The sequence below is a fragment of the Fodinibius salicampi genome (assembly GCF_039545095.1).
Classification (GTDB): domain Bacteria; phylum Bacteroidota; class Rhodothermia; order Balneolales; family Balneolaceae; genus Fodinibius; species Fodinibius salicampi.
In genome coordinates this window covers 374518-399004 of record NZ_BAABRS010000002.1, presented here as the reverse complement: position 1 = coordinate 399004, position 24487 = coordinate 374518, and the positions used below count along the sequence as shown (strand labels likewise).

Sequence of the window (24487 nt, the reverse complement as noted above, 5' to 3'; positions counted from 1 at the left end):
AAAATCCGTGTTCTATTTCTACTAACAAAGATCTCTCCCTTACGGTCGAGATGATTATTTTTTATTATTCAATATCTTTGAAGCTACCTTGGCAAAATACGTAGCTATTAAATCAGCACCAGCCCGTTTAAAGCCAACAAGTGCTTCCATCATTGCTTCTTCTTCATTAAGCCACCCTTTTTCAGCAGCAGCCTTTAACATAGCATATTCACCTGAAACATTATATACAGAAACTGGTACCCCAATGTTCTCCTTAACGGCCCGAATTACATCCATATAGGGTAATCCGGGCTTGACCATCACGATATCAGCGCCTTCCTGTTCGTCCAGTTTTGCTTCTTTAATTGCCTCCCTGACATTAGCCGGATCCATTTGATAGGTCTTCTTATCCCCAAACCCGGGTGCAGAATCCAGGGCATCGCGGAAAGGTCCGTAATAGCTGGAAGCATATTTGGCGCTATAGGCCATAATTCCAGTGTGTTCAAATCCTTCCTGATCCAATGCTTTACGCATGGCCCCGATGCGGCCATCCATCATATCAGATGGCGCGACCATATCAGCTCCTGCTTTGGCATGACTTACCGCCATCTTTGATAACACTTCAACGGATTCATCATTTAGGATTTCACCATCTTCAACAATGCCATCATGACCGTAACTCGAATACGGATCCATCGCAATATCGGTCATTACCAACATTTGAGGAAACTCATCTTTGATTGCTCGTACCGCCCGTTGCATCAGTCCATCGGGATTAAGCGCCTCAGTTCCTTTGTTATCTTTCAACTCATCGGGCACCTTCGCAAACACTAATACCGACCGGATACCCACTTCTTTGAGCTCCCGGATTTCATCCATCAACAGATCCAGTGTATAACGATAGTAATCCGGCATAGAAGGAATTTCCACCTTCTTACCTTTCCCCTCCATTACAAAAACGGGAGCGATAAAATCAGCGGGTTTAAGATTGTGCTCGGCCACCATTTCGCGGATAGCCGCACTCGCACGCAATCTTCGTCCCCGAATATATGGAAATTGTCCGTGTGTCATAATTATAAATAATAACTGTTGGGTCGTATCGCGTTACGATCCAACTTATTTTTATTCACATTTAAAAATTCTCGTTCTCACCATATGCAATCCAGTCAATGGGATTTTTTAAGCGATCAAGAAGATACGCTTCACGGCTTCCTTCTTCTATTTCGAAATCATAATCCCATCGAACGCGCGGTGGCAAACTCATCAAAATTGACTCCGTTCGCCCGTCGGTTTTCAGACCGAACAAGGTACCACGATCATGGATCAAATTAAACTCCACATATCTGCCACGCCGGATTTCCTGAAAATAGCGCTGCCGCTCATTATAAGGCTCATCCTTTCTTCGTTCAACAATGGGCACATAGCTATCCAGGAAAGCAGTGCCCACTTCTGTTGTAAATTTATACCACTCTCCCGCAGATCGTTCTTTAGTAGGACGCAGGTAATCAAAAAACAATCCACCAATACCACGTCCCTCCGAGCGGTGATCGTTATAAAAATACTCGTCACACTCTTTTTTAAACTTGGGATATAATTCCTTGCCATGTTTATCACAGGCCGTTTTCAGGACTCGATGAAAATGTACGGCATCTTCATCCCAAAGATAATAAGGAGTCAAATCTGCACCGCCGCCAAACCAGCGATCCCGTATTTCACTCATCCCGGCATCATCGTACAGTTCAAAATAACGAAAATTCGCGTGTACCGTCGGCACCATTGGGTTTTGGGGATGAATAACCAGTGAAATCCCACCTGCCCAAAACCAGCCCTGTTCTACCTCAAAACGTTTTCGAATGAGCTCGGGCAATTCTCCATGTACAGAGGATATATTCACTCCCCCTTTTTCAAAGTAATCGCCTTTTTCAATAATACGGGTGTGTCCTCCGCCTCCGCCATCTCGCTCCCAATCGTCGTGGCGGAACCGTGCCTTTCCATCGATCTGCTCCAATCGATCACAGATTTCATCTTGCAAGTTACAGATGTAATCTTCGAATCGGTTTTTGATATTCTTTTCTTTCATAATTGTTTTAGCTACAGATTATATTGGTTGACACCTGCATTAATCTGTGGCTGAATATTCTTTTACCGTATCTACAAAAGTACGGGCATTATCTACGGCGATATTCGGTAATATTCCATGCCCTAAATTCGCAATATACTTCTGTGTTCCAAAACGGTCGATCATACGTTTGGTTTGGCGACGTATCTCTTCTCGTGGCATCATTAGTTTTGAGGGATCAAAGTTACCCTGCAATACAGTATTTCCTCGGGTAGCCTCACGGCCATACTCCGGTGTTATCGTCCAATCCAGACCCAGCGCCGAGGCATTGCTTTTAAAGCTGAGGCGCTCCAGTGCATACCAGCTGCCCTTGGCAAACAAAATTACCGGGACCTCATCAATCGCATCACAAATCTCCATTAGGTATGGCATGGCCCACTTATTAAAATCTTCGGGACTCAATAATCCGGACCATGAATCAAATAGTTGCACTACCTGCGCGCCAGCCTCAATCTGTGCTTTTAAATAATCGATGGTAGCCTTTGTTAACTCTTTCATCACGTGTTGGGCTGCATCAGGGTGCTGATACATAAACGCTTTAGCTTTTGCAAAATTCTTCGATCCCTGTCCCTGTACCATATAACAGAAAAGCGTCCACGGTGCACCGGCAAAACCAATTAATGGCACACGTCCATTGAGTTCTTTGCGGGTAAGTGTAATGGCTTCCATCACGTGATTGAGCTTTTCGGGCACATCCTCCGCAAAAATAGCAAAAGCATCATCTACGCTCCGGATGGGATTATCCATCACCGGTCCCACGTCTTTAACCAAATCCACATCGATACCCAGAGCTTGAGGGATAGTCAGGATATCCGAAAAGATGATAGCCGCATCCGGCTCGAGTTCATCTATGGGCTGGATGGTAATCTCGCATGCCAGTTCAGGAGTTTCTACCCGCTCAAAAAAAGTATATTTTTTTCTGAGCTTCATGTACTGGGGTAAATAACGGCCTGCCTGGCGCATCATCCATACCGGTGGTCGTTCAACTTCTTCTCCGTTGAGTGTGCGTAGCAATAAATCATTTTTTAGCTCTGGAAAATTGTGGCTCATACAAAAATTTTTCTTACTTGAAACGGGAACAGTATTCCCTGTTAGCTTAAGTTGAGAATCAACATTTCTCCTACTTCTTTGAAGGAGAATGTTCGACCTGATTAAAAATGTAGTCTGATGTGGTACGGAGAAGTACTTCGGTATCGGGTTGTCTGGCAATCTCTATATGCTGATCGGTGTGTTCCTTTAAAGCCTTACCGGTGGTAGGACCAATAGCAAAAAGCGGAGGCAACTCCTTCTCAAAGCCTTCACCCTGTGCAAATCCTTTAACTGCACTGGGACTATAAAACAGGATAGCGCTTATCGTTTTTTCGGGCATTTGGACGGGATTTATAACCGTTTCATAAACTTCCAGTTCAATAACTTCAATACCATTCTTTTCCAGCCGCTCAGTCATTTCATCACGACTGAGATTACCATGAAAATATATTACTGAATTAATTTTGCCTTCTTCAATAATTAACTCAGCCAAATGCTTGCTGTCTTCAGTTCGGGGAATTTTGGCTTCCAGTCCCAATTCCTGCAATGCCTCTTGTGTTTTAGAACCTACTGCAAAAAGCTGTACCTCAGGACGTACCTGCAGTCCGGCATCCATCAATTCTTCCAATGCCTTTACACCATTGGTACTGGTAAAAATCCAGTCCGACTTCGAATGTTCTGTAATAACCTTCAGCACTCCATCCCAATATTCCGGAAAATTAAATTCAAGAGCAGGTTCAATAATCGCCTCCAATCCCAATATACGGGCATATTCAATTTGCCGTGCGGATAAAGGTCGCGTAACTAAAATATTTCGTTTGTCTTGTCGCATTGATCACTAATTATGGTGTCATGCTAAATTTACTTCAGTATCTGAAATATTAAGCTAATCACTTACAACAGATCCTGAAATAAATTCAGAATAACATAAAATCTTAGTTCGTTAAAACCTATCTTTTCATCCGAATGTAAGATGAACAATCTTAGGCATTCAATCTGCTAAAGCTCTTGCCCTTAGGTCTAGATAAGGCATTAGAAGAAATTACCGTTTCTTCATTTCTTCGATAACCTTAATCGCTCCTTCACTCAATAAGGTTTGAGCCGCAGAATGACCAAGCTCCCCAGCTTCCCCCACCGATACGCTATCTTCATAATCATATTTTTCACGGCCATCAAGCGTAAGTGCCACTGCCTTAAAATGTACTTCTTCATTCTCTATAAAGGCATAAGCTCCCACCGGGGCGCTGCATCCAGCCTCCATATCGTGCAAAAAATCACGCTCTATGGTTGTACAAATAGCCGTTTCATCATGATTTAGCTGTGAGACGATCTCTTCCATCTTCGTATCTCCTTCACGGATCATCACGGCCATTGCTCCCTGAGCAGCCGCTGAAACCATCCAATCCAGGTATGCACTAATATGATGGCCAAGATCGATACGCTCGAGGCCCGCCGCTGCGAAAATAGCGCCATCCCAATCATTTCTTTCCACCTTCTTCAAACGGGTATTCACATTCCCGCGTATATTTACAATCTCATGATTCGGATAGGAATGCAGCCACTGCGCACGCCGCCGGTTACTGCTGGTGGCAATAGTGGCCTTATAATCAGGATCGTCCAGAAATTCGGTACCATCGGGCGCTACCAGCGAATCGCGAGCGTCTGCTCGCTCCATAATAGCCGCTACTTTTAGCGGAAGCGGGTTTTCTGTTGGCAAATCTTTAAAAGAGTGCACCGCAATATCAATTTCATCGTTAAGCTGGGCACTGTCCAGTGCCTTGGTAAACACCCCCTTGCCTCCCATTTCGGTCAATGGTGTAGTTAAATCCAAATCTCCTTCTGATTTAACAAAAACAAGCTCGGTATTATGCCCAAGCTTTTGCAGTTCCTGAGCCACCTGCTTTGCCTGCCAGGTTGCCAGCTGACTGTCGCGGGTACCAATACGAATTGTTCTTTCTTTTGTCTTATTCATCCTCGGGTTGGTGTTCAAGCTTGAACATATCGTTAACGACCTGAGTTACCTGCTCCGATTCATGATGATCCCGAAGATGTTCAATTGAATAAGCGGCAATTTTATTCACAATGCGCCTGGTAAGATTCTCCACTTTATCCCGATCCGTATCAGAAATCTTATTCTTGAAGAACTCGAATTCGTCTTCGCGGATGGTATCAAATTTATTCGTAAGTGCCTTGATCGTTGGCACCACTTTCTGCTTGCTCAACCAATTCTTATAATCCGTGAGTTCATCTTCGATTATTTTCTTAACAAGAGGGATATTTTCTTCGCGTTTTCGATATGCTTCATCTGTCACATCAGTCAAAAAGTCCATATTGGCCAAATCGATAAACTCCATTTCGCCAATCTGCGGATCAATGTTTCGAGGTACCGACAGGTCTACCATCACCTTAAACTTCGGATCAAGCAGCGAGGGCTTCATGTCATCCAGCGTAACCACCGGTTCTTTTGCTCCGGTTGCAACAATAACAAGATCTGCTTCCGCTATTTCATCTGCCAGCTTATCCATTCCAGCTACCTCGAGGTCGAACTTGTCTGCAACAAATTCTGCACGCTCCCTCGTACGATTAATGAGCGTAAGTTTTTGGACTCCCAGATTGATCAAATTCTTGCAGGTTACTTTGCCGATTTTCCCGGTACCAACCAGCAATACATTTTTATCACGCAGGTTATCAAAAGTCTTGATAGCAAACTTAACGGCAGCATAGGCCGTTGTTGCGGCTCCCTCACCAAGAGAAGTCTCGTTTCGGGACCGCTTGTGTGCTCTGAATACATGTTGCATCAACCGATGCAATTCGCCATCCACTGCATCCAAATCACTGGCCAGATCATAGGCCTCCTTGACCTGTTTTACAATTTGCAGGTCGCCGAGTATCTGGGAATCTAGTCCCACCGTTACCTGAAAGAGATGTTCGACCGCTGCTTCTCCTACTTTTTCGAATCCATAGTTATGGAATTCTTCCAACGTTGCCCCCGAGTAGGTTACAATCAACCGTATAAGCTCCTGGGGTGAAGCATCCTGTGCAAAGATTTCGGTTCTGTTACAGGTTGAAACCACGATAAGGCTCTTAATGCCTTCTCTTTTGGCTCCCTGAATGAGTTCCTTTGTCTTTGTACTACCCAGGCAAAATTGTTCACGGATACCTATGGTAGCCTCCCAGTGGTTTACGCCAACGGCAGAAAAATCCGATATTTTAGGATTCTCAATGGACATCTATTCAGCTGAAATTTTTTGAGATTCAGACTTTACTTTGTTTTCAACTTCGATCTCATAGTCCAACTTGCTTAAAACCTGATCAGCTAATGCCTGTATATATTGGGGATGGTCATTAATACCCGGCATGACCTTTAGATTTTCAAACTCATATCCTTCCTCTTCCAGGTCTTCCACAAGCTCAATACCCAGCTCAAAGAGCGTTTCCACGTGATCAGTCACAAAAGCGATGGGAATCAGCAAAAAGTTTTTAATTCCATACTCAATATGTCGCTCAACCAAATCCACAGTATTCGGCTGCGTCCATTTCTGTGGGCCCACTTTCGATTGATAGCCTAACCAATATTCATGATCGTAGCCACGTTTTTCCATAATAGCTTCCATCGTCTGGTTAATTTCCGTCGTATATGGATCGCCACTCCTTACTTCGAGTAGTGGAGTACCATGTGCACTAAAAATAAAGTGCGTTTTGTTGCGTGTCTCCTCATCCATCTCTTCCAGTGCTTCATCAATACGATCATTCATCGCATCCAGGTAATTTTCATCCAGATGGTAATTCTTAACATGAAATTCTTTCCAGGGAGCATTCTCTCCAAATTTTTCACCGCGCTTGGTTTCCCAATCTCTAAAACTACTGCCCGTAGTCGTCCACGAAAACTGCGGATACAGGGGCACCATTACCGCATGAGTGATACCATCTTCGACCATATCCTCCATAGTTGTTTCCGCAAATGGCAACCAATAGCGCATGCAGGTATATACCTTTACAAACTGATCGGGCATTTCATTCTTAAAATATTTTTCTAACGCCCGGCGCTGTTTTTCCGTAAGGCTATTAATCGGGGAGCAGCAAGTTGAAGTAATACTGTTTTTGCGATTCAGACAGTGTTTGTTGCCCATGCAGCCTTTTGGGCAACCGTTGATCTCTTCGTAATCTTCCTGCACGTTGGGCGCACGAAATTTTGAAATGATTTTTGCAAAGAAATCCTGAAACCTACCACCCCCCAGCTTGATAATGTCTTCGTCACGAAAAAGGTTGTACAAAAAGGGCCGTACGGCGTAGTCTGCTGTGGGACCACCTAGGTTCATAAGTACTACACCAATTCGTTTTTCTTCTTCTGCCATTTGCTGATCAATTTGTTTCTATTGGCATTTCTAGATGCCAGATTTCGGTTCCACGGTAATTTCTATCTGCTATAGCTTATTTCATGGTAAAGAAACCCATCCTTTGTGAAGGTAATTTGAAGAAAGGCCGCTATATTTTATTTAGAACGAATCTATTCATTACAAATAAATGTAAAGTTATCATCCGGGGGGGAGATAAAACCAAAAACAAGTCCCTTCATTGACCGTACTTTCCACATGAATTTCGGTATCATGCGCGTTTAAAATCCCCTTAACGACAGCCAAGCCCAAGCCGGTTCCCCCTTTATCTCGGGAACGGGCCTTATCTGTACGGTAAAACCGGTCAAAAAGCCGATCTAAATGTTCATCCGAGATCCCAATACCGGTATCCCTCACTTCAATCTTAATCCTCTCTCCTTCTGCAGTATAGCGAAGCGTGACGCTCCCTTCGGATGTGTACTTTAGTGCATTAGAAATCAAATTATCAACAACCTGTTCTATTTTGGCCGGGTCCCCTATTGCCCGACATTCATGCTGATCAACCTCCAACCGGATATCCTTCTCGTCCGCTCTATCCCCATGCCAGTCAACCATATGCCTGGCAATAAGCGAAAGGTCAAATCGCTGCATCTCCACAAAATGTTCATCAGAATCATATCTCTGCAGTGTTTTTAAATCTTTAAATAAGCGGGATATTCTCTCGGTTTGCTTTTTAGCCGAGTTTAAATACTTCTCCTTTTTATCAGAGGGCAGATCTTTCAGTTCTAACATCTCAAGTGCCCCTGAAATAGTATGTAGGGGATTGCGAATTTCATGGGTAATGTCAGCAAACAACTGCCGCTGTTTTTTAGCGTATTGCTTAATTTGCTTTGTATCTTCCCGCAACTTAAAAGCCATCTGGTTTAGCGATGTGGCCAATGTTCCAAACTCGTCACTTCTTTGAATATCGATTTCCCGACCTACATCCCCATCGGCAATATCCTGAGCGGCATTTTTAATTTGTGTAATAGGCTTCGTCAAATACCGCGATATCCAAATACTAACCACCACTACTAATCCAATTGAAATAAACATCCCGTAATAAATAATCCATCGAATAGTTTTGATGGGAGCATAAATCTCATCTTTAAGTTGTGCGGCCTGCAGATAGTGCAGTGCACCGGATCTATCCGGATCCGGTAAGACCACATAGCTGGTTAAGAGCTCAGAATCAGGATTTCGGGGCATAAGCGGGAGGTTATCACGAGCCGACAAACTTTCCATAATACCCGCAGATAGGTTTTGATCCGGTACAAAAGTTGTGTCACCGCCGGTATATGCATACGTTAAACGGCCCGTAGAATCATACAGTGCAATTTGGTATCCCGAAGTGCGGGCGGCATCATTAAACCGGCGCTCAAAATCACCGTCTTTTACCAGATTTGAAACCGTAACGGCAAGCCAGCGGGTATCCTGCTCCATCTCTACCCGTCCCTCTTCAAGCAAATAATCGCGAATAAACAAAATGGAATAACTGCTGATAGACGTAATTCCAAAAATGAGCAGCAGAATAAATGTCCAAGCCAGTTTCGACCGGATTTTCATAGATAAACCTGTTTTTTCTTTCTCAAAGGGAGATCCGTATTATACCTTGACGATCTCGCGATTCAATCCATATCCAATACCACGATATGTTTTAATAACTTCTCCTGCATCGCCCATTTTAAGACGCAGATTTTTTACATGCACATCTACTGTTCGGTCGAACACAAAATGATCTTCTTCCGTAATATGCTCTAAAATTTCCTGGCGGGTATAAACACGCTTGGGATTTTTATAAAAGAGTTCAATCAACGTATACTCTGTTGAAGTGAGTTCTATCTTTTCATTATCCACATAGAGCTCTTTGGCATCGGTATCCAGATAGGTATCCCCGTACTGCAGCCAATTCGCCTTCTGTGGGTTTTGCCGGCGCAAAAGTGTCTCTACATGTGCTTTGACCAAGTTAAGACTTGCTGGCTTGGATATATAATCATCGGCTCCAAGCTCCAATCCTTTTATTTCATCTTCTTCTTCATCTTTTGCGGTAAGAAAGATAACCGGGATATCATTTAACACCGGATGCCTGCGAATATGACCACAAATTTCTTTTCCGTTTACATTAGGAACCATAATATCCAGAATAGCCAAATGTATTTCCCCGGCATACTCTTCGATAAGCTCCAATGCCTTATTGCCCTCATGGGCTACCAACACCTTATAATCATTCATCTCAAGGAAATTAGCCAGCATCTCGGCCGACTCCTCTTCGTCTTCAACTAATAGTATGCTATGCTTTGGCTTCACAATAATAGTTTTTGCTTATTACGTATGTATATGATTCAGAGCAAAACAGAATTCCTTCCAAAATCGTTTTACTGTTAAAATAGCAAACTTTAACGAGTATCTGAATAAACCAAAAATCAAACCTTGTCAAGCTGACCTCCTTTCCGCATTTTCAGTCTACATTCAACTATTTACATACATAATTGCAACGATATGGCATTTAAAAATAAGGTTATCTGGATTACCGGGGCTTCTTCCGGCATTGGTGAAGCACTTACTTATGCCCTGCACAAACGCGGAGCAAAACTTATTCTTTCATCCCGTCGGGGGGGAGCTCTCAAAGAGGTGAAAGAAAATTGTTCCGGTGATGCCTCAGATATTCATATCCTTACCCTGGATCTGGAAAAAATAGACGGACTTGCTTCAAAAGCCCAAGAAGCCCTAAACATCTATGGCCATATCGACTACCTCTTTAATAACGGGGGTATTAGTCAGCGTTCCAGAGCCATAGATACTAAGCTGGAGGTAACACAAAAAGTGATGGATATTAACTTCATGGGATCAGTTGCACTCACTAAAGCCGTTCTTCCGTCAATGATTGAGCGAAAAACCGGACATATTGTTGTTACCAGCAGTGTCATGGGAAAGTTCGGAACCCGACTGCGGTCGAGTTATGCGGCATCGAAACATGCTCTGCACGGCTATTTTGATTGCCTGCGCCAAGAAGTCTGTGAAGATAACATTCAAATTTCACTGGTCTGCCCGGGATTTATTAAAACGGATGTTACAAAAAATGCCCTGGAAGGAGACGGCACCAAACATAACCAAATGGGTACGGGACAAAAGAGAGGAATGTCCCCGAATGACTTTGCAGAAAAAGTACTGCCAAAAATTACGAAAGGAAAAGACGAAATATACATCGGGGGAAAAGAGATAGCTGGAATCTATTTAAAGCGCTGGGTTCCAGGCTTACTCAAAAAAGTGCTCCGTAATTCAGAAGTCACTTAATACCAGCTCAATAAATAGCATCTGTCTATAATCCGATATTTTAATTTCTTTAGAGGAGTTTATTCTTTCAGACAATTGCTTATCTTTGAGATCTGACTTTTGAAATTAAGGATATCTTTTCATCAATATCCCTTAACCCATATAGACTATGGCGCAACTCATTACAGCAGCGGATCAACTTGATTTCGGTATCGACGATATTCCATCCATGCCCCTCCCCACGAAGGTACTGATGGTACGTCCCCTGCACTATACTGTGGATTATGTTATCAATCCCCATATGGCCGACCAGGTAGGTAAAGTTGATACCATACAGGCGCACAACGAATGGGAACTCGTACGCAATCTTTTTGATCAGATCGGAATTGAAGTGCGGATTATTGAAGACCAGGACGGACTCCCTGATATGGTTTTTTGCGCCAACCAGAGCCTGCCCTATATAGATAAGGAAGGCAATCGTCATGCAATTATGAGTATTATGCATGCCGATCAGCGAAAAAAGGAAGTCCCCTACATCGAGCAGTGGTATCGACAAAACGGCTATGAAGTACATTTTCTGGATGAAAATAAAATTGAGGATTTTGAAGGATGCGGTGATGCAATCTGGCATACGGGCAGACGCCTGCTTTGGGGTGGATACGGATTCCGCTCCTCACACAAAGCCTATGAAGCCATTTGTGAAACTTTTGAGGTACCGGTTATTACACTCGAACTTGTAGATGAATCGTTCTACCATCTGGATACCTGTTTCTGTGTATTGGATGAACATACTGCTCTTATCTATCCTGATGCATTCACAGAAGAGGGACTTAACCTTATCCACAATCTTTTTGATGAGGTTATAGAGGCATCCAAATATGAAGCAGTAGAGCTGTTTGCATGTAATGCTTCCTGTCCAGACGGACGTAATGTTATTATCCAACAGGGTTGTACAGACGTCAACAAGAAATTACGGGACGCCGGCTTTGCAGTTCATGAGGTCAGCACCTATGAGTTTCTGAAAAGCGGGGGAAGTGTTTTCTGTATGAAGATGCTCTTGTGGTAATACGCCTTACTGATAAGGGAACTCTTCGGATTCCAAAAATACCCTTCCTCCTCCCGCATACTGCTTTTGGACCCCATATTTCTATTTTCCACCGATCAAAAAGTAACTTTAGAGACCAGTTCCATGTATGATTAAGAGCCGGTAAACTCTAAATATTACAGTGATTTATTCTATATCTAAGGAGGTACGACTATTCCCTTCCTATGAAAAAATGATTTTATTTGATTATATATCATGTTACTCCTTTATATAACTTCAGCACCTCAAAAGAAGGTGCTCAAGAATTTATAAAAATGGGGAAAGCAATAAACTCTTTCATAATCGCAACGGGATTGCTGGGATGTATTTTGTCAACCACTCTAACCGGCTATGCACAACCAAATAAAGACTCCCTTTCGGTAGTTCCAACCCAAAAAGACACACTTCTCGATCAGAATTGGTATTACAACTTAGAAACCGATTTTAACGGTCACCTTGATAATCCACTGAAACTTCTCCAGGGCCGCCTACCGGGCCTACTTATTAGTCATCCAGGCTCCGATCCCAACAGACAATTTGATGTTCGCCTTCGCGGATTCAATACCTTGCTTAATAACGAGCAGCCCCTCTATATCGTAGATGGTGTGCCAGATATCCCTTTTTCACTGGTAGATCCCCGTGATATCGCTTCCATCAAGGTTGCAAAAAATGCTTCGGTGGCCCAGTGGGGACTGAGGGGTGCCCGTGGTGTAATACATATTCATACACAACCGGCTCAGGCAAGCAAACCGACCATCCGTTTTCGCAGTTATTTAGCTATGGAGCAACCTGGACGTTCATACAATGTGTTAGATGCCATAAATTATCTTTTGCAGCAAGAAAAAATATTTGGCTCCTACAACAGGCCCAGCCCAGAGAACAACGACTGGATAGAGATTATAACTCAGACAACACTTTCGACAGTTAACAGCCTTTCTATATCAGGTGGTACCAATGCCTTACACTATCGGGGAGCCCTGAATACGAGGAATATAGAGGAAATCGCCCTAAATAAGGGATACGATAAGCTCAACGGAAGAATCCGTCTCGGAAGTACGCTTCTGAATGAGCAGCTAGATCTCGGCCTTAATCTTTCAAGAAGCAGTAAGCAATCTAAAATCGGTTTCAGAGAGGCCTTTCAATATGCAATATCTTTTAACCCAACTGTGCCTCGCGAAATAGATAACCCTCAGTTCGGAGGATATTACCAACAACCGGTATATGACTACTATAATCCACTGGCTATACTGGAACAGAACCAACACGACGGAAACGACCGACTGGCCTCGGGAACCTTCACTGGTACTTACCAATTTGATTCAAAACTAAAAGGACTTTCGGCACACCTCCTTCTATCAGAAACAAGGGAAGAACTTTTCAGAGGTGAATTCTACCCGGCTGACAGCTTTTTTCGCGGCTACGATTCAAACGGTTATAGCCGAACAGAAACAGATACTAAAACAAATCGGATGGCAGATATTCATTTTAACTGGAATGCCCCACTCCATGAGAGCATCACGCTTAATGCAGATATGGGATTTTCAGCTCAGAACCTATACTACAGACATGTATTTAAAGAAGCCCGAAACCTGTCTGCTGCGGATAGTTATACGGTTATAGAAGATAAAAATGTTACGAATATGGGGGGACCACAGGAAGTTGATGAAAATGATCATCAGCTGACCGCTTTTTGGGGAACTACCCGTATCAGTAATGATACTTGGTATCTGGATATGGGACTTCGTTATGAGGGCTCATCCTACTTGGGCGAAGAAAATAAATGGGGCCTTTTTCCGTATTTTCAAGCTGGCTTTGACCTTGACAACCTGCTGAACTTTTCATTTGCCGATTCATGGTTAATCCGGGGAGGCTATGGCATAGCAGGGAACGTGCCCAAAACAACAGTTGGTCTAAGGCCATCTATGAACCACGTGGCTACTACTTTTCGGATGGGCAATATCTTCCTTCCTACTCGCAAGTGCAGAGTGAAAACCCAGACCTAAAGTGGGAATCTACGGAAATGTGGAACGGTGGATTTAATTTTGTAACTGCCGAAAAAAAATCAGGGGCAGCTTCGATTTTTTTCTACATCGCAGCACCGACTTGATTATTAATGCATATTTGCCTGTTCCACCTTATCTGGCCTCCAGCGGGTATTTAAATATGGGCGAAATGACTAACCGGGAATGGAGGTAAGACTGCAGTATTAAACAAACATCAGAAAAGACTTTATCTATACTACCGATCTTAAACTTCAGTATGATCCGAACATCCTATAATTCCTTGTCGAATCCACTATACAGTATGGACGGAATCCCCATAAGATATCCCGGAGCTGGAGGGTGTTCTTGCACTGGTTTTATCCGAGTCAAAGAGAATGAACCTGCTGGACAATTTTACGGACCCGTCTTTCAAGGTATAGATGATGACGGAAAATGGATATTAAGTAATGAGATGGACCATCAAAAAATTGGCAATGGTCTTCCAACTTCGTTTTTAGGCTGGAGCCACAGCGTGCACTTCAGGAACTTGAAAGTCGACTTACTGGTAAGAGGAATATTCGGTCATGACCTTATTTCAGTTACCCGAATGCTCTATGAAAACAGAAATATAGGTACCCATAACATATTGAAAAGCACTCCAAAAAATCTGGACGACTTCAATACCTGGAGTAGTGATTATTTAAAGCTCGACAACCTAACATTCTCCTATCATTTTCCTCAAAACAGAAACAGGATTCTGAAAGAAGCCCGTATCTTCGTAAGTGTGGATAATCTCCTGACTATAACCAAATACTCAGGAGTGGATCCTTCGGCACGCCTTACGAACCAAAGTTCATTTTCGCAATACAATGTCATGGGGCCCGGTATTGACCCTCCGTCGACATGGCTTGATTCACGCACGTTTATGGCGGGATTAGATCTATATTTCTAATGATAAACGGGAAAAGAAGATATAACTCACAAATAACCTGCACAAACGTTAACAAAATACGGTATAAAACAGGTTTTCCCATCCATGAGATATACTCATAAAAACACCTTTCTCATAGAGAGATTATTGCCACAGAACCATTTTATCACCCATTATCTATAATTCTCTAAACAAAAAGAAGAGATCTCAAAATATCGTTGATAATAGAATAATCGATTTATATCTTTATACAGTTTTGCGCTGAAGTTAATTATCAGTGAACAAAAATATTAATACTATAGGAATTAGCACTTTAAGTTGACTCCCTTTTCCACTTCTTTAATGTGCAAAAAAGGTCGCTTCCCTTTAACAGAACAATGGAAGCCATCTATCGATTACCCCTCGTGGGTCGATAACCCCCTCCCGTTTTTCAAATCCGACACCTATTTGGTGTTCGGATTTTTTTTATACCTAAAATTTGAACCTATCAACAGATTTAGTCTCAATCACTATGTCACTCTATAACAGAGATAAAGCAATTATAGCCCTTTCAGACGGCACCGTTGAACACGGCTATGCTATCGGTAAAAAAGGAACTACCGGTGGCGAACTGTGCTTCAACACCAGCATGGTCGGATATCAGGAAATTTTTACCGATCCCAGCTATTACGGTCAGCTCATGATGATGACCTATCCACATATTGGAAACTACGGAACCATGAATCGGGATGATGAGGCCCGGAAAGTCATGATTGCCGGACTCATCGTACGATCTTTTTCGTGGGAGCATAGCAACCCTCAGGCCGATGGCAATCTTCAGGCTTATCTGGAACGCAATGAAGTAGTCGGTATCAGTGGGGTTGACACTCGCAAACTCGTACGGCATATCCGCTCCAAAGGTGTAATGAATGCCGTTATTTCATCTGCCGAACTCGACGAGGAAAAACTGGTTGAAAAAGCCAAAAACTGGGAAGATATGGTAGGGCTTGAACTGGCAACGGAAGTTACCAGACAAGAACCTCAAACCGTACACAGCGACGGACCATTTAAAGTAGCGGCTTTTGATTACGGGATTAAGCAAAGCATTATCGATAATTTTGTAGATCGAGGATGTACGCTGCGTATATTTCCCGCCAAAGGCAACTTTACGGAAGAACTTAAGGAATGGAACCCGGACGGATTTTTCTTCAGTAACGGCCCGGGCGATCCCGATGCAACGGCCAAGTATGCCCTGAAGGTAGTCAATTATGCCAAAAAAACAGGAAAACCAATATTTGGTATCTGTTTAGGCCACCAGTTGATGGCCCTTTCAGAGAATATTTCTACCACCAAAATGTTTGTAGGTCACCGGGGCGCCAATCATCCGGTTAAAAATCTGGATACCGGGCTAGTTGAAATCACCACCCAAAACCACGGCTTTGCTGTGGATGAAGAGGCCCTGGATAAATCAAAAGTTGAGGTGACACACAAAAATCTTAATGACGGTACAATAGAAGGGCTTCGTTTTAAGAATTTTCCCGGAATTTCGGTACAGTACCATCCCGAAGCTTCTCCCGGGCCGCACGATTCCCGTTATCTCTTCGATCAGTTCCTGGATATGATCAAAGAAGGAAAAAAAGAGATGGCTTAAAACACCGGGTAAGGGCGTATTGCCATACGTCCGAAATATCAGATCCTAAAAAATCATAATTTACTAACAGACAGAAACCTAAAACCAGAATGCCACGACGCGACGACATTAAAAAAATTCTTATAATCGGATCCGGACCCATAGTAATTGGCCAAGCCTGTGAATTCGACTATTCCGGTTCACAAGCCTGCCGATCACTTATGGATGATGGCTATGAAGTAGTACTCATCAACTCCAATCCGGCTACAATAATGACTGACCCGATGATGGCAGATGAGATCTACTTGAAGCCGCTGACCATCGAATCGATCAAAGAAATTGTAGAAAAAGAAAAGCCCGATGCCGTACTGCCCACAATGGGCGGACAGACGGGACTGAATCTCACCCGCGACCTGCAACACGAAAACTACTGGACAGAACGGGATATCAATATAATCGGTGTTGATATTGACGCCGTGGATATCACCGAAGACCGACAGGAATTTCGTGATCTGATGGACGAAATTGATATTCCCCAGTGCCGCAGCCGTGCAGCAGAATCCATGCTGGAAGCCAAGGAAATTACAGAAGAACTCGGCGGACTCCCCATTGTAATTCGTCCTTCCTTTACCATGGGCGGAGCCGGAGGCGGTATTGTATGGAGTGAAGATGAATTTGAGCGTAAAGTACGCCGCGGGCTGGAAATGAGTCCGGTACACCGTGTACTCATCGAAGAATCTATTTTTGGATGGAAAGAATATGAACTTGAACTCTTGCGCGACCCCAATGATAACGTAGTCATTATCTGTACGGTCGAAAATATTGATCCCATGGGCGTCCATACCGGAGATTCTGTTACGGTAGCTCCTTCGCAGACGCTCACCGACAAGCAGTTCCAGATGCTACGTGATGCCGCGATTAAGATGATGCGTTCTATCGGTACTTTCGCTGGAGGATGTAACGTACAGTTTGCCGTTGAGCCGGGCAGTGACCGTTTTGTTGCTATCGAGATCAATCCACGGGTTAGTCGATCTTCTGCTCTGGCATCTAAAGCAACGGGATATCCCATTGCCAAAATTGCTACCAAGCTCGCCGTAGGCTATAACCTGGATGAGCTTCCCAATCCCATTACCGGGAATACCTCGGCCTGCTTTGAGCCATCAATCGATTACGTAATTGTTAAGACTCCGCGCTTCAACTTTGAGAAGTTCCCCAACGTAGATGAGGAGCTCACTACACAAATGAAAGCTGTGGGAGAAGCGATGTCAATCGGGCGTAACTTTCCCGAAGCGCTGAACAAGGCATTCCAATCCCTTGAAATCGGACGCGCCGGACTGGGAGCCGACGGTTATGAAGAACTTGACCGCAAGGAGGTTCGTGAACGTCTGCTGAAACCCTATTGGGATCGCATGCTCAACATACGCAATGCCTTCAAGTTGGGAGCTTCTGTTGAAGAGATTGCTGACATTACCAAGGTCGACCCTTGGTTCCTGCAGCAGATCCGCTATATGGTATCGCTCGAAAACCGGACGGAGGGGCAAACCCTGGAAAGCATCTCCAAAGAAGACTTTTTTGAATTGAAGCAAGCAGGTTTTGTAGATGAACAAATCGCCTGGATGATCAGTCAAAGTAATGGGGAGGTTACAGAAAATGAAGTGCGTGCCCGACGTAAGGAACTGGGCTTAAAACCTTCATTTAAAGTCGTGGATACCTGTGCCGCCGAATTCCCGGCCGAAACACCTTACTACTATTCCGCCTACGAAGGCGAAAATGAAAGTGATGTTTCTGACCGAAAGAAAGTTATGATTCTCGGCAGTGGACCCAATCGTATCGGTCAGGGGATCGAATTCGACTACTCCTGCGTACATGCCGTTAAAGCAGTGCAAGATATGGGCTACGAAGCCATTATGGTAAATTGTAATCCCGAAACCGTTTCTACAGATTTCGATATTGCAGACAAACTCTACTTCGAACCAGTCTTCTGGGAGCGTGTGCTTGATATCTACGAGCACGAGCAGCCCGAGGGCGTTATTCTCCAGGTTGGAGGTCAAACAGCCCTTAAGCTCGGCAAGCGCTTTGTGGAAGAGGGGATCAATATCTACGGCACGGACTTCGAAATGATCAATTTTGCCGAAGACCGAGGATCTTTCTCGGAGTTTCTCAAGAAACTGGATATCCCGTTTCCCTCCTACGGCACGGCCGAAGATGTAGAGGGTGCCATTGAGATAGCCAACCGCATCGGTTATCCTGTACTTATCCGTCCAAGTTATGTACTGGGAGGACAGGGAATGCGCATCGCTGTCAAACAGGAAGAACTCGAGTTTTACACCGAACGCGTACTGGCAACACATCCGGAAAACGCTTTTCTGATTGACAAATTCCTTGAAGACGCTGTAGAGGTAGATGTGGATGCCGTCTATGACGGAGAACAAATGCATATTTCTGGTATCATGCAGCATATAGAGCCGGCCGGTGTACACTCGGGCGACTCAACCGCCGTTATTCCCACATACTCCCTCAGCGATGCCGTTCTGGATAAAATCCGAGAGTATCATGAAAAAATAGCGGAAAACATGAATATTAAGGGCTTTTTAAATGTACAGTATGCGGTTAAAGATGAAAAAGTATATGTCCTTGAAGCCAATCCGCGTTCAACACGAACAATTCCATTCCTGGCCAAGGCAACGGGCCGGGCAGAGGCACAGATTGCCGTGAAGGTTATGCTTGGTGCCAAGCTCAGTGATTTCAGCGAGAAAGAACTGACCTCCACACTTGACAAATGGGCCATTAAAGAGCCGGTCTTTCCATTCGATAAATTCCCGGAAGTAAAGAAAGAGCTGGGACCCGAAATGAAATCCACCGGCGAAACCATTTACTTTATGGAGAACTTCAACGACGAACACTTTAAAAAGCCGTATGAATTCAAGAACCTGTATCTTAGTAAATAAAATATACAGGCTACGCTGATTACTTAATTATTAGCAAACTTGACCGCTGATTGTATTGATGTACTGAGATTCAATTACCTCATGCATCAATGCAATCAAATTAACCAATTCAATTCGCGATCACATGATCAAAGAAGCACGTAACAAATTAAATAACGTTTTTGGGTATGAAGATTTTCGTCCGTTGCAGGAAGATGTTATCTCCCAGGTACTGGACAAAGAAGATGCCCTTGTTATTATGCCAACGGGAGGTGGAAAATCACTCTGTTATCAAATCCCTGCCCTTATTTTCGACGGACTTACGATTGTAGTTTCTCCCCTTATCTCCCTGATGAAGGACCAGGTAGAACAGTTGCGCCAGTACGATATTCCGGCCATCTACCTCAACAGTTCCCTCTCTCCCGAAGAATACCAGCATAATGTAAACAAGCTGAAGCGCGGAGAAGTGAAGATGTTATATCTCGCGCCGGAAACGCTTCTGATGCCTAAAACCCGTGAGTTGTTATCTACCCAGGATATTGATCTCTTTACTATTGACGAAGCGCACTGTATCTCGGAATGGGGGCACGATTTCCGTCCGGAATACCGCCAATTAACTGAAGTACGAAAGGATTTTCCCGAAGCAACCTGTCTGGCACTAACCGCTACCGCTACCCCGAGAGTCCGAAAAGATATCAAGAAAATTCTGAAGCTGGATGATTCAGAAACCTTCCTGGCCAGCTTTGATCGAAAGAACCTCTTCCTCAAAGTAGCAGACAAGGATGATCCCCTTGAGCAAACACTGGATTTTCTCTATACCCGTAAAAAACAGTCGGGAATCATTTACTGTTTCTCCCGCAAACAAGTGGATGAACTCTATGTAGAACTCAAAAAAGAGGGGCACTCCGTAAAGCCTTACCATGCGGGACTTTCAAAAAAAGTACGGGGCCGCAATCAGGAACTGTTTATTCGGGATGATATTTCCATTATCGTAGCAACTATTGCCTTTGGTATGGGTATTGACAAACCAAATGTGCGTTTTGTTATGCACTACGATATGCCCAAAAATATTGAATCTTATTACCAGCAAATAGGTCGCGCGGGTCGTGACGGGCTGCGAAGCGACTGCCTGCTGCTCTACAGCCGTTCTGACAAGCAGAAGATACAATACTTCATTAACCAGAAGGAAGACAAAGAAAAAGAAGTTGCTGAAAAGCATCTCAAAGACCTGATGAAATTTCTGGAAACGGATAAGTGCAGGCGTGTACCTCTGATGAAGTATTTTGGTGAAACATATCCTCACGATGATTGTGGCATGTGTGACAATTGTCTTTCAGTAGATGCAGAGGTAGAAGACTTGACGGTACAGTCACAAAAATTTCTTTCCTGTATCGCCCGAACTGATGAAAAGTTTGGAGCCTATTATATTGCGGATGTACTGCGCGGCTCTAAATCAAAGAAGGTCCTTGAAAACGGACATGATGAACTTTCAACCTATGATATCGGTAATGAATGGTCGAAAGAACAGTGGATTCTACTAGGGCGGATGCTCGTCCGACAAGGTTACCTGAGTCGTGAAGAAAACTATGGCTCTCTTGAACTTGAAGAGCAGGCAAAAGCGGTACTAAACGGAAAAGAAAATGTATTTGGTGTTCTGGATCGTACCGATACTGTTATAGGTGATGAAGCGATCGAACGCACATCTTCTGATGTGGAAAACGAATATGACCAGGATCTTTTTGAGCGTTTACGTGAGAAACGAAAAGAGATGGCCGACCAGCAGGGCATTCCTCCCTATGTTATCTTTCCCGATACAACCCTTATGGAAATGGCCTATTACTTTCCCCAGAATAAAGACGATATGTTGCCAATATATGGGGTAGGTTCGATTAAGCAGAAAAAGTACGGCAAAGATTTCCTTAAAATCATTACTGACTACTGCCAGAAACACGAGGTAGAGCCGCGAAAAAAATCCCTCAAAAAGAAGAAAAAAGAATCCTCAAAAAAGAAAAAGTATGAACAGGTGGGCGAAGCTTTTAATGACGGACAGTCTATCGAACACCTGGCGGAAGAGCACGGAGTTAAGCAGGTAACCATCATCAAGCATCTGAAAACGTACCTCGAAGAGGGACATAACCTGAGAACCGAGGGCATTGCTGCCGCCTCTTCTCTCTCGATGCGCAAGCAGGATGAAGTGATGGAGATCATGAACGAAATTGCCCCTCATATGCTGCGTCCTATCTATAACAAGCTCGACAAAACCGTCAGCTACAGCGAACTGCGTATCATGCAGCTCTTTTATATGGCCCAGAATAAAGACGACTAAATTTGTGACTATTAATATCACATCTGAAATCATCTTTTCTTATCATTAAGCGAATTAACTGCAACGATGATAGGAAGATATGAGTGATAAAAATATTGTTGTCGCTTTTGGCGGCGTCTCTCCCGAACATGAGGTTTCTGTACTTTCGGCGATGCAGGTTATCGCTGCACTGGAGGATAGTCACTACAATCTCATTCCCCTTTACGTGAGTAAATCCGGTCGCTGGCTCACAGGAAAACCACTACTCGAGCTGGAAAACTACCAGGATCTGGATACCCTTATCAAAGAGGCTTCTCCCTGCACTTTTACCCATAATAAACTAGGAAAACCGGTACTTCAGGAAACAGAATCAGGATGGTTCCAGTCGCCCGAAAGTTCTACCATCCATGCGGTAATACCCGCCTTTCACGGTTCTGAGGGAGAAAACGGATCTTTCCAAGGGACCTGCGAAATGTACAACATCCCCTATGCCGGCAGCGGAGTTTTTGCATCCAGCCTGGGAATGGATAAAGTAAAAGCCAAGGAGTTATGCCGTGCTCATAATATCCCGGTCGTCGATGGTATCGATTTTTATGAGCAGGAATGGGCAGAGAAGCAGGAAGAAATAATCGAAAGAGCTGAACAGCTCGACTATCCTCTGATTATTAAACCCGTTACTCTTGGCAGCAGCATTGGGGTAAACAGGGCTGAAAAAAGGGATGAGTTGATCAAAGCAGTGGAAACAACCTTTCGCTTTGATAATAGCCTGATGGTAGAAAAAGCGGTGACCCCGCTACTGGAAGTGAACTGTTCGATACTGGGCACCCCCCAAGAGATGCAACACAGCGTATGTGAACGTCCCCTTGGACAGGATGAAACGCTGTCCTTTGAAGACAAGTATCAAAATGAAGAAGGGACACAAAAAGGGATGGCTTCGGCCGATCGCCAAATTCCGGCCGATATTTCAAACGAACTCACCCAAAAAATCCAATCACTCTCGCGTAAGATCTTCAGCCTATTTCGGGCAAGTGGTGTAGCCCGACTCGATTTCCTGATTAATGAGAATACCAAAGAGGTCTATTTTAATGAAATCAATACTATTCCAGGCTCCTTCTCTTTCTATCTCTGGGAAGAAAGCGAAATAGATATGCAGGATTTAATGCTTGAGCTTATTGATATTGCTATTGAACAACATCAGCGTAAAATAGGACGCATACGTTCATATGAAACGAACCTACTAAGTGAAAAGGCTGTTAAAGGGATCAAAGGATTAAAAGGAACAGATAATAAATCATAGCATACATCCAGATTATCCTATATTTCCAAAAGGATACTGGACGGAATGATTACTCAAATATTCATATAAATAAATACCAGATAATGAATTTATCTTCCGCAAAGCCGCTTTTAGCTTTTCTCATTGTTCTAATGGCTTTAGCATCTTGTAAACAGCCGGAAACGGTAATTGTCGACCGTGAACCGAATACGGCTGTCGCCCACGACACCACTACTCAAGAAGATACAACTAAACGCGATGCCAGCTTTCGGCAGCTAGTTATTGGGGAATATCAACCTATTACTACACTCGATCCTCTTCAGGCTTCTTCGGCTACCGAAATGCGTGCGGTTCAATTGCTATATGAGGGATTAGTACGATTTGATGGCGAAGGGAATATAACCCCGGCAATCGCCAGGGATTGGTCCGTCGAGAATGACAACAGGAAATACACCTTTCGGCTGCGTACTGACGTCTATTTCCATGACAATGATCGCTTTGGCAGCGGAACGGGACGCAAACTAATGGCTAAAGATATAAAGTTTGCCCTGGAGCGATCTGCCCGAAGTGGTGTTTCTCCAAAAGCTGCCCATCTTTTCATGGATATCAGTGGATTTGAACCTTATTTCCAAGAGCAGCGTAACCTTTACAATCCAGACCACAGGCAACTTGATGGAGTATCCGGGATACAAGCGCCCAATGACTCTACCGTTGTGATTACCCTAAATAATACAGATCCGGATTTTCTTCATAAACTGGCAACACCTTTAGCTGTCATCTATCCAAAAGAAGCGGTTGGTAATAATAACTCATTTGAACCGATTGGAAGTGGTCCTTTTACGTTCTCCCGACAGCAAAATGATTCTACCCATATTTTTTCAAAATTCGATAACTACTATAATTCTTCAGATATCTCCCTAAACCGGGTAGATATCATTAGCAGCACTGACGGACAGACTCTTTGGAATAACATGCAAAGCGGAGATATCCACTACCTTCCGGAATTGGGACCTACACTTAGTCAGCAACTGCTCAATGAAAATGGTAATCTTACCTCTTCCTATTCCAATCGATACCAAAAAATACTAGCAGAAGGCGAAATCACGTTTACGCTCCATCACAATCCAAATTCTAATTTGCCAAATGATGTTGTCACCGGCATAGGTCAAATTGTCCAAAGTAATGCTTCTGCTCTTTTTGAAAATATGGATTACAGGATAACGGAAACTTCTTTTAAAGAAGATAATAATGGCAATAGTATCTCTTTGGATTACCGGACGGTCAACATAGCTCGTATTACGGGTCATCCATATTCTCAACAATTGCTGAATAATTTATCAATGCTTTTGGATCAAAATAATGCTGATCTTTCTATCAGCAATAGCCGGATACCTCATCAGGGTATTGGTTTGTTTATAACGGAACGTCAGCCGCTTATCCCTGAACGCCAGTGGGCATTACAACCATCAATACTGCAATTTTCCGTTCAGTCCATTGCAGTAGCACGTTCGGAGATTAAAAATCTCACCCAGACTCCCTATCCCTGGTGGATTGATGTTCGCAATATTCTGCTTCCACCCATTGAAAACTTAAATTGACT

General features: G+C 43.6%; 18 protein-coding genes. 9 read left to right on the top strand and 9 right to left on the bottom strand.

Translation table 11 applies throughout. The features are described from left to right. Window positions 1-54: 54 nt before the first annotated feature. The 9 genes from hemB to ABEB05_RS09525 form a co-directional block, all read right to left on the bottom strand. Window positions 55-1050 carry a porphobilinogen synthase gene (hemB, locus tag ABEB05_RS09565; RefSeq protein ID WP_265789666.1) on the bottom strand — a complete coding sequence of 332 codons (996 nt, stop codon included), beginning with the start codon at window positions 1048-1050 and terminating at the stop codon, window positions 55-57. A gap of 61 nt (window positions 1051-1111) precedes the next feature. After that, on the bottom strand, window positions 1112-2044 hold the full coding sequence (hemF, locus tag ABEB05_RS09560) for an oxygen-dependent coproporphyrinogen oxidase (protein WP_345694280.1): 933 nt from the start codon (window positions 2042-2044) through the stop codon (window positions 1112-1114). A 54-nt stretch (window positions 2045-2098) separates the two neighbouring features. Continuing rightward, on the bottom strand, window positions 2099-3148 hold the full coding sequence (hemE, locus tag ABEB05_RS09555) for a uroporphyrinogen decarboxylase (protein WP_265789663.1): 1050 nt from the start codon (window positions 3146-3148) through the stop codon (window positions 2099-2101). A 70-nt stretch (window positions 3149-3218) separates the two neighbouring features. After that, the gene (locus ABEB05_RS09550) at window positions 3219-3959 is read right to left on the bottom strand and encodes a uroporphyrinogen-III synthase (RefSeq protein ID WP_265789661.1); all 741 of its coding nucleotides are present in this window, start codon (window positions 3957-3959) and stop codon (window positions 3219-3221) included. Between the two features lie 210 nt (window positions 3960-4169). After that, entirely contained in the window at window positions 4170-5099 is a 930-nt protein-coding gene (hemC, locus tag ABEB05_RS09545) for a hydroxymethylbilane synthase (RefSeq protein WP_265789659.1), read from the bottom strand. Beyond that, entirely contained in the window at window positions 5092-6357 is a 1266-nt protein-coding gene (gene hemA, locus ABEB05_RS09540) for a glutamyl-tRNA reductase (RefSeq protein ID WP_265789657.1), read from the bottom strand. Before hemA ends, hemC begins: the two co-directional genes overlap by 8 nt. Continuing rightward, entirely contained in the window at window positions 6358-7482 is a 1125-nt protein-coding gene (gene hemH / locus ABEB05_RS09535; RefSeq protein WP_265789655.1) for a ferrochelatase, read from the bottom strand. A 180-nt stretch (window positions 7483-7662) separates the two neighbouring features. Next, window positions 7663-9066 (bottom strand): sensor histidine kinase, encoded by a 1404-nt coding sequence (locus tag ABEB05_RS09530; protein ID WP_265789653.1) that lies wholly within the window; start codon window positions 9064-9066, stop codon window positions 7663-7665. 39 nt (window positions 9067-9105) lie between these two features. Then, a complete protein-coding gene (locus tag ABEB05_RS09525) occupies window positions 9106-9807 on the bottom strand; it encodes a response regulator transcription factor (RefSeq protein WP_265789651.1) in 702 nt (233 codons plus the stop codon). A 192-nt stretch (window positions 9808-9999) separates the two neighbouring features. Here ABEB05_RS09525 and ABEB05_RS09520 point away from each other — a divergent pair, with 192 nt between their 5' ends. From ABEB05_RS09520 to ABEB05_RS09480, 9 genes are all read left to right on the top strand, one after another. Next, window positions 10000-10794, top strand: coding sequence for an SDR family oxidoreductase (locus tag ABEB05_RS09520; RefSeq protein WP_265789649.1), 795 nt, complete (start codon window positions 10000-10002; stop codon window positions 10792-10794). Between the two features lie 148 nt (window positions 10795-10942). Then, window positions 10943-11839 carry a dimethylarginine dimethylaminohydrolase family protein gene (locus ABEB05_RS09515; protein ID WP_265789648.1) on the top strand — a complete coding sequence of 299 codons (897 nt, stop codon included), beginning with the start codon at window positions 10943-10945 and terminating at the stop codon, window positions 11837-11839. A 293-nt stretch (window positions 11840-12132) separates the two neighbouring features. Next, entirely contained in the window at window positions 12133-13860 is a 1728-nt protein-coding gene (locus ABEB05_RS09510; protein ID WP_265789647.1) for a TonB-dependent receptor plug domain-containing protein, read from the top strand. A 301-nt stretch (window positions 13861-14161) separates the two neighbouring features. Beyond that, window positions 14162-14791, top strand: coding sequence for a hypothetical protein (locus tag ABEB05_RS09505; protein WP_265789646.1), 630 nt, complete (start codon window positions 14162-14164; stop codon window positions 14789-14791). Between the two features lie 490 nt (window positions 14792-15281). Continuing rightward, window positions 15282-16400: a glutamine-hydrolyzing carbamoyl-phosphate synthase small subunit gene (gene carA / locus ABEB05_RS09500; RefSeq protein ID WP_265789645.1), complete on the top strand. Its 1119-nt coding sequence runs from the start codon at window positions 15282-15284 to the stop codon at window positions 16398-16400. Between the two features lie 89 nt (window positions 16401-16489). Beyond that, on the top strand, window positions 16490-19327 hold the full coding sequence (gene carB / locus ABEB05_RS09495; RefSeq protein ID WP_265789644.1) for a carbamoyl-phosphate synthase large subunit: 2838 nt from the start codon (window positions 16490-16492) through the stop codon (window positions 19325-19327). Between the two features lie 124 nt (window positions 19328-19451). Further along, window positions 19452-21632 (top strand): DNA helicase RecQ, encoded by a 2181-nt coding sequence (gene recQ / locus ABEB05_RS09490; protein WP_265789642.1) that lies wholly within the window; start codon window positions 19452-19454, stop codon window positions 21630-21632. Between the two features lie 79 nt (window positions 21633-21711). Then, on the top strand, window positions 21712-22908 hold the full coding sequence (locus ABEB05_RS09485) for a D-alanine--D-alanine ligase (RefSeq protein ID WP_265789640.1): 1197 nt from the start codon (window positions 21712-21714) through the stop codon (window positions 22906-22908). Between the two features lie 83 nt (window positions 22909-22991). After that, window positions 22992-24485 carry an ABC transporter substrate-binding protein gene (locus tag ABEB05_RS09480; protein ID WP_265789638.1) on the top strand — a complete coding sequence of 498 codons (1494 nt, stop codon included), beginning with the start codon at window positions 22992-22994 and terminating at the stop codon, window positions 24483-24485. Window positions 24486-24487: the final 2 nt, after the last annotated feature.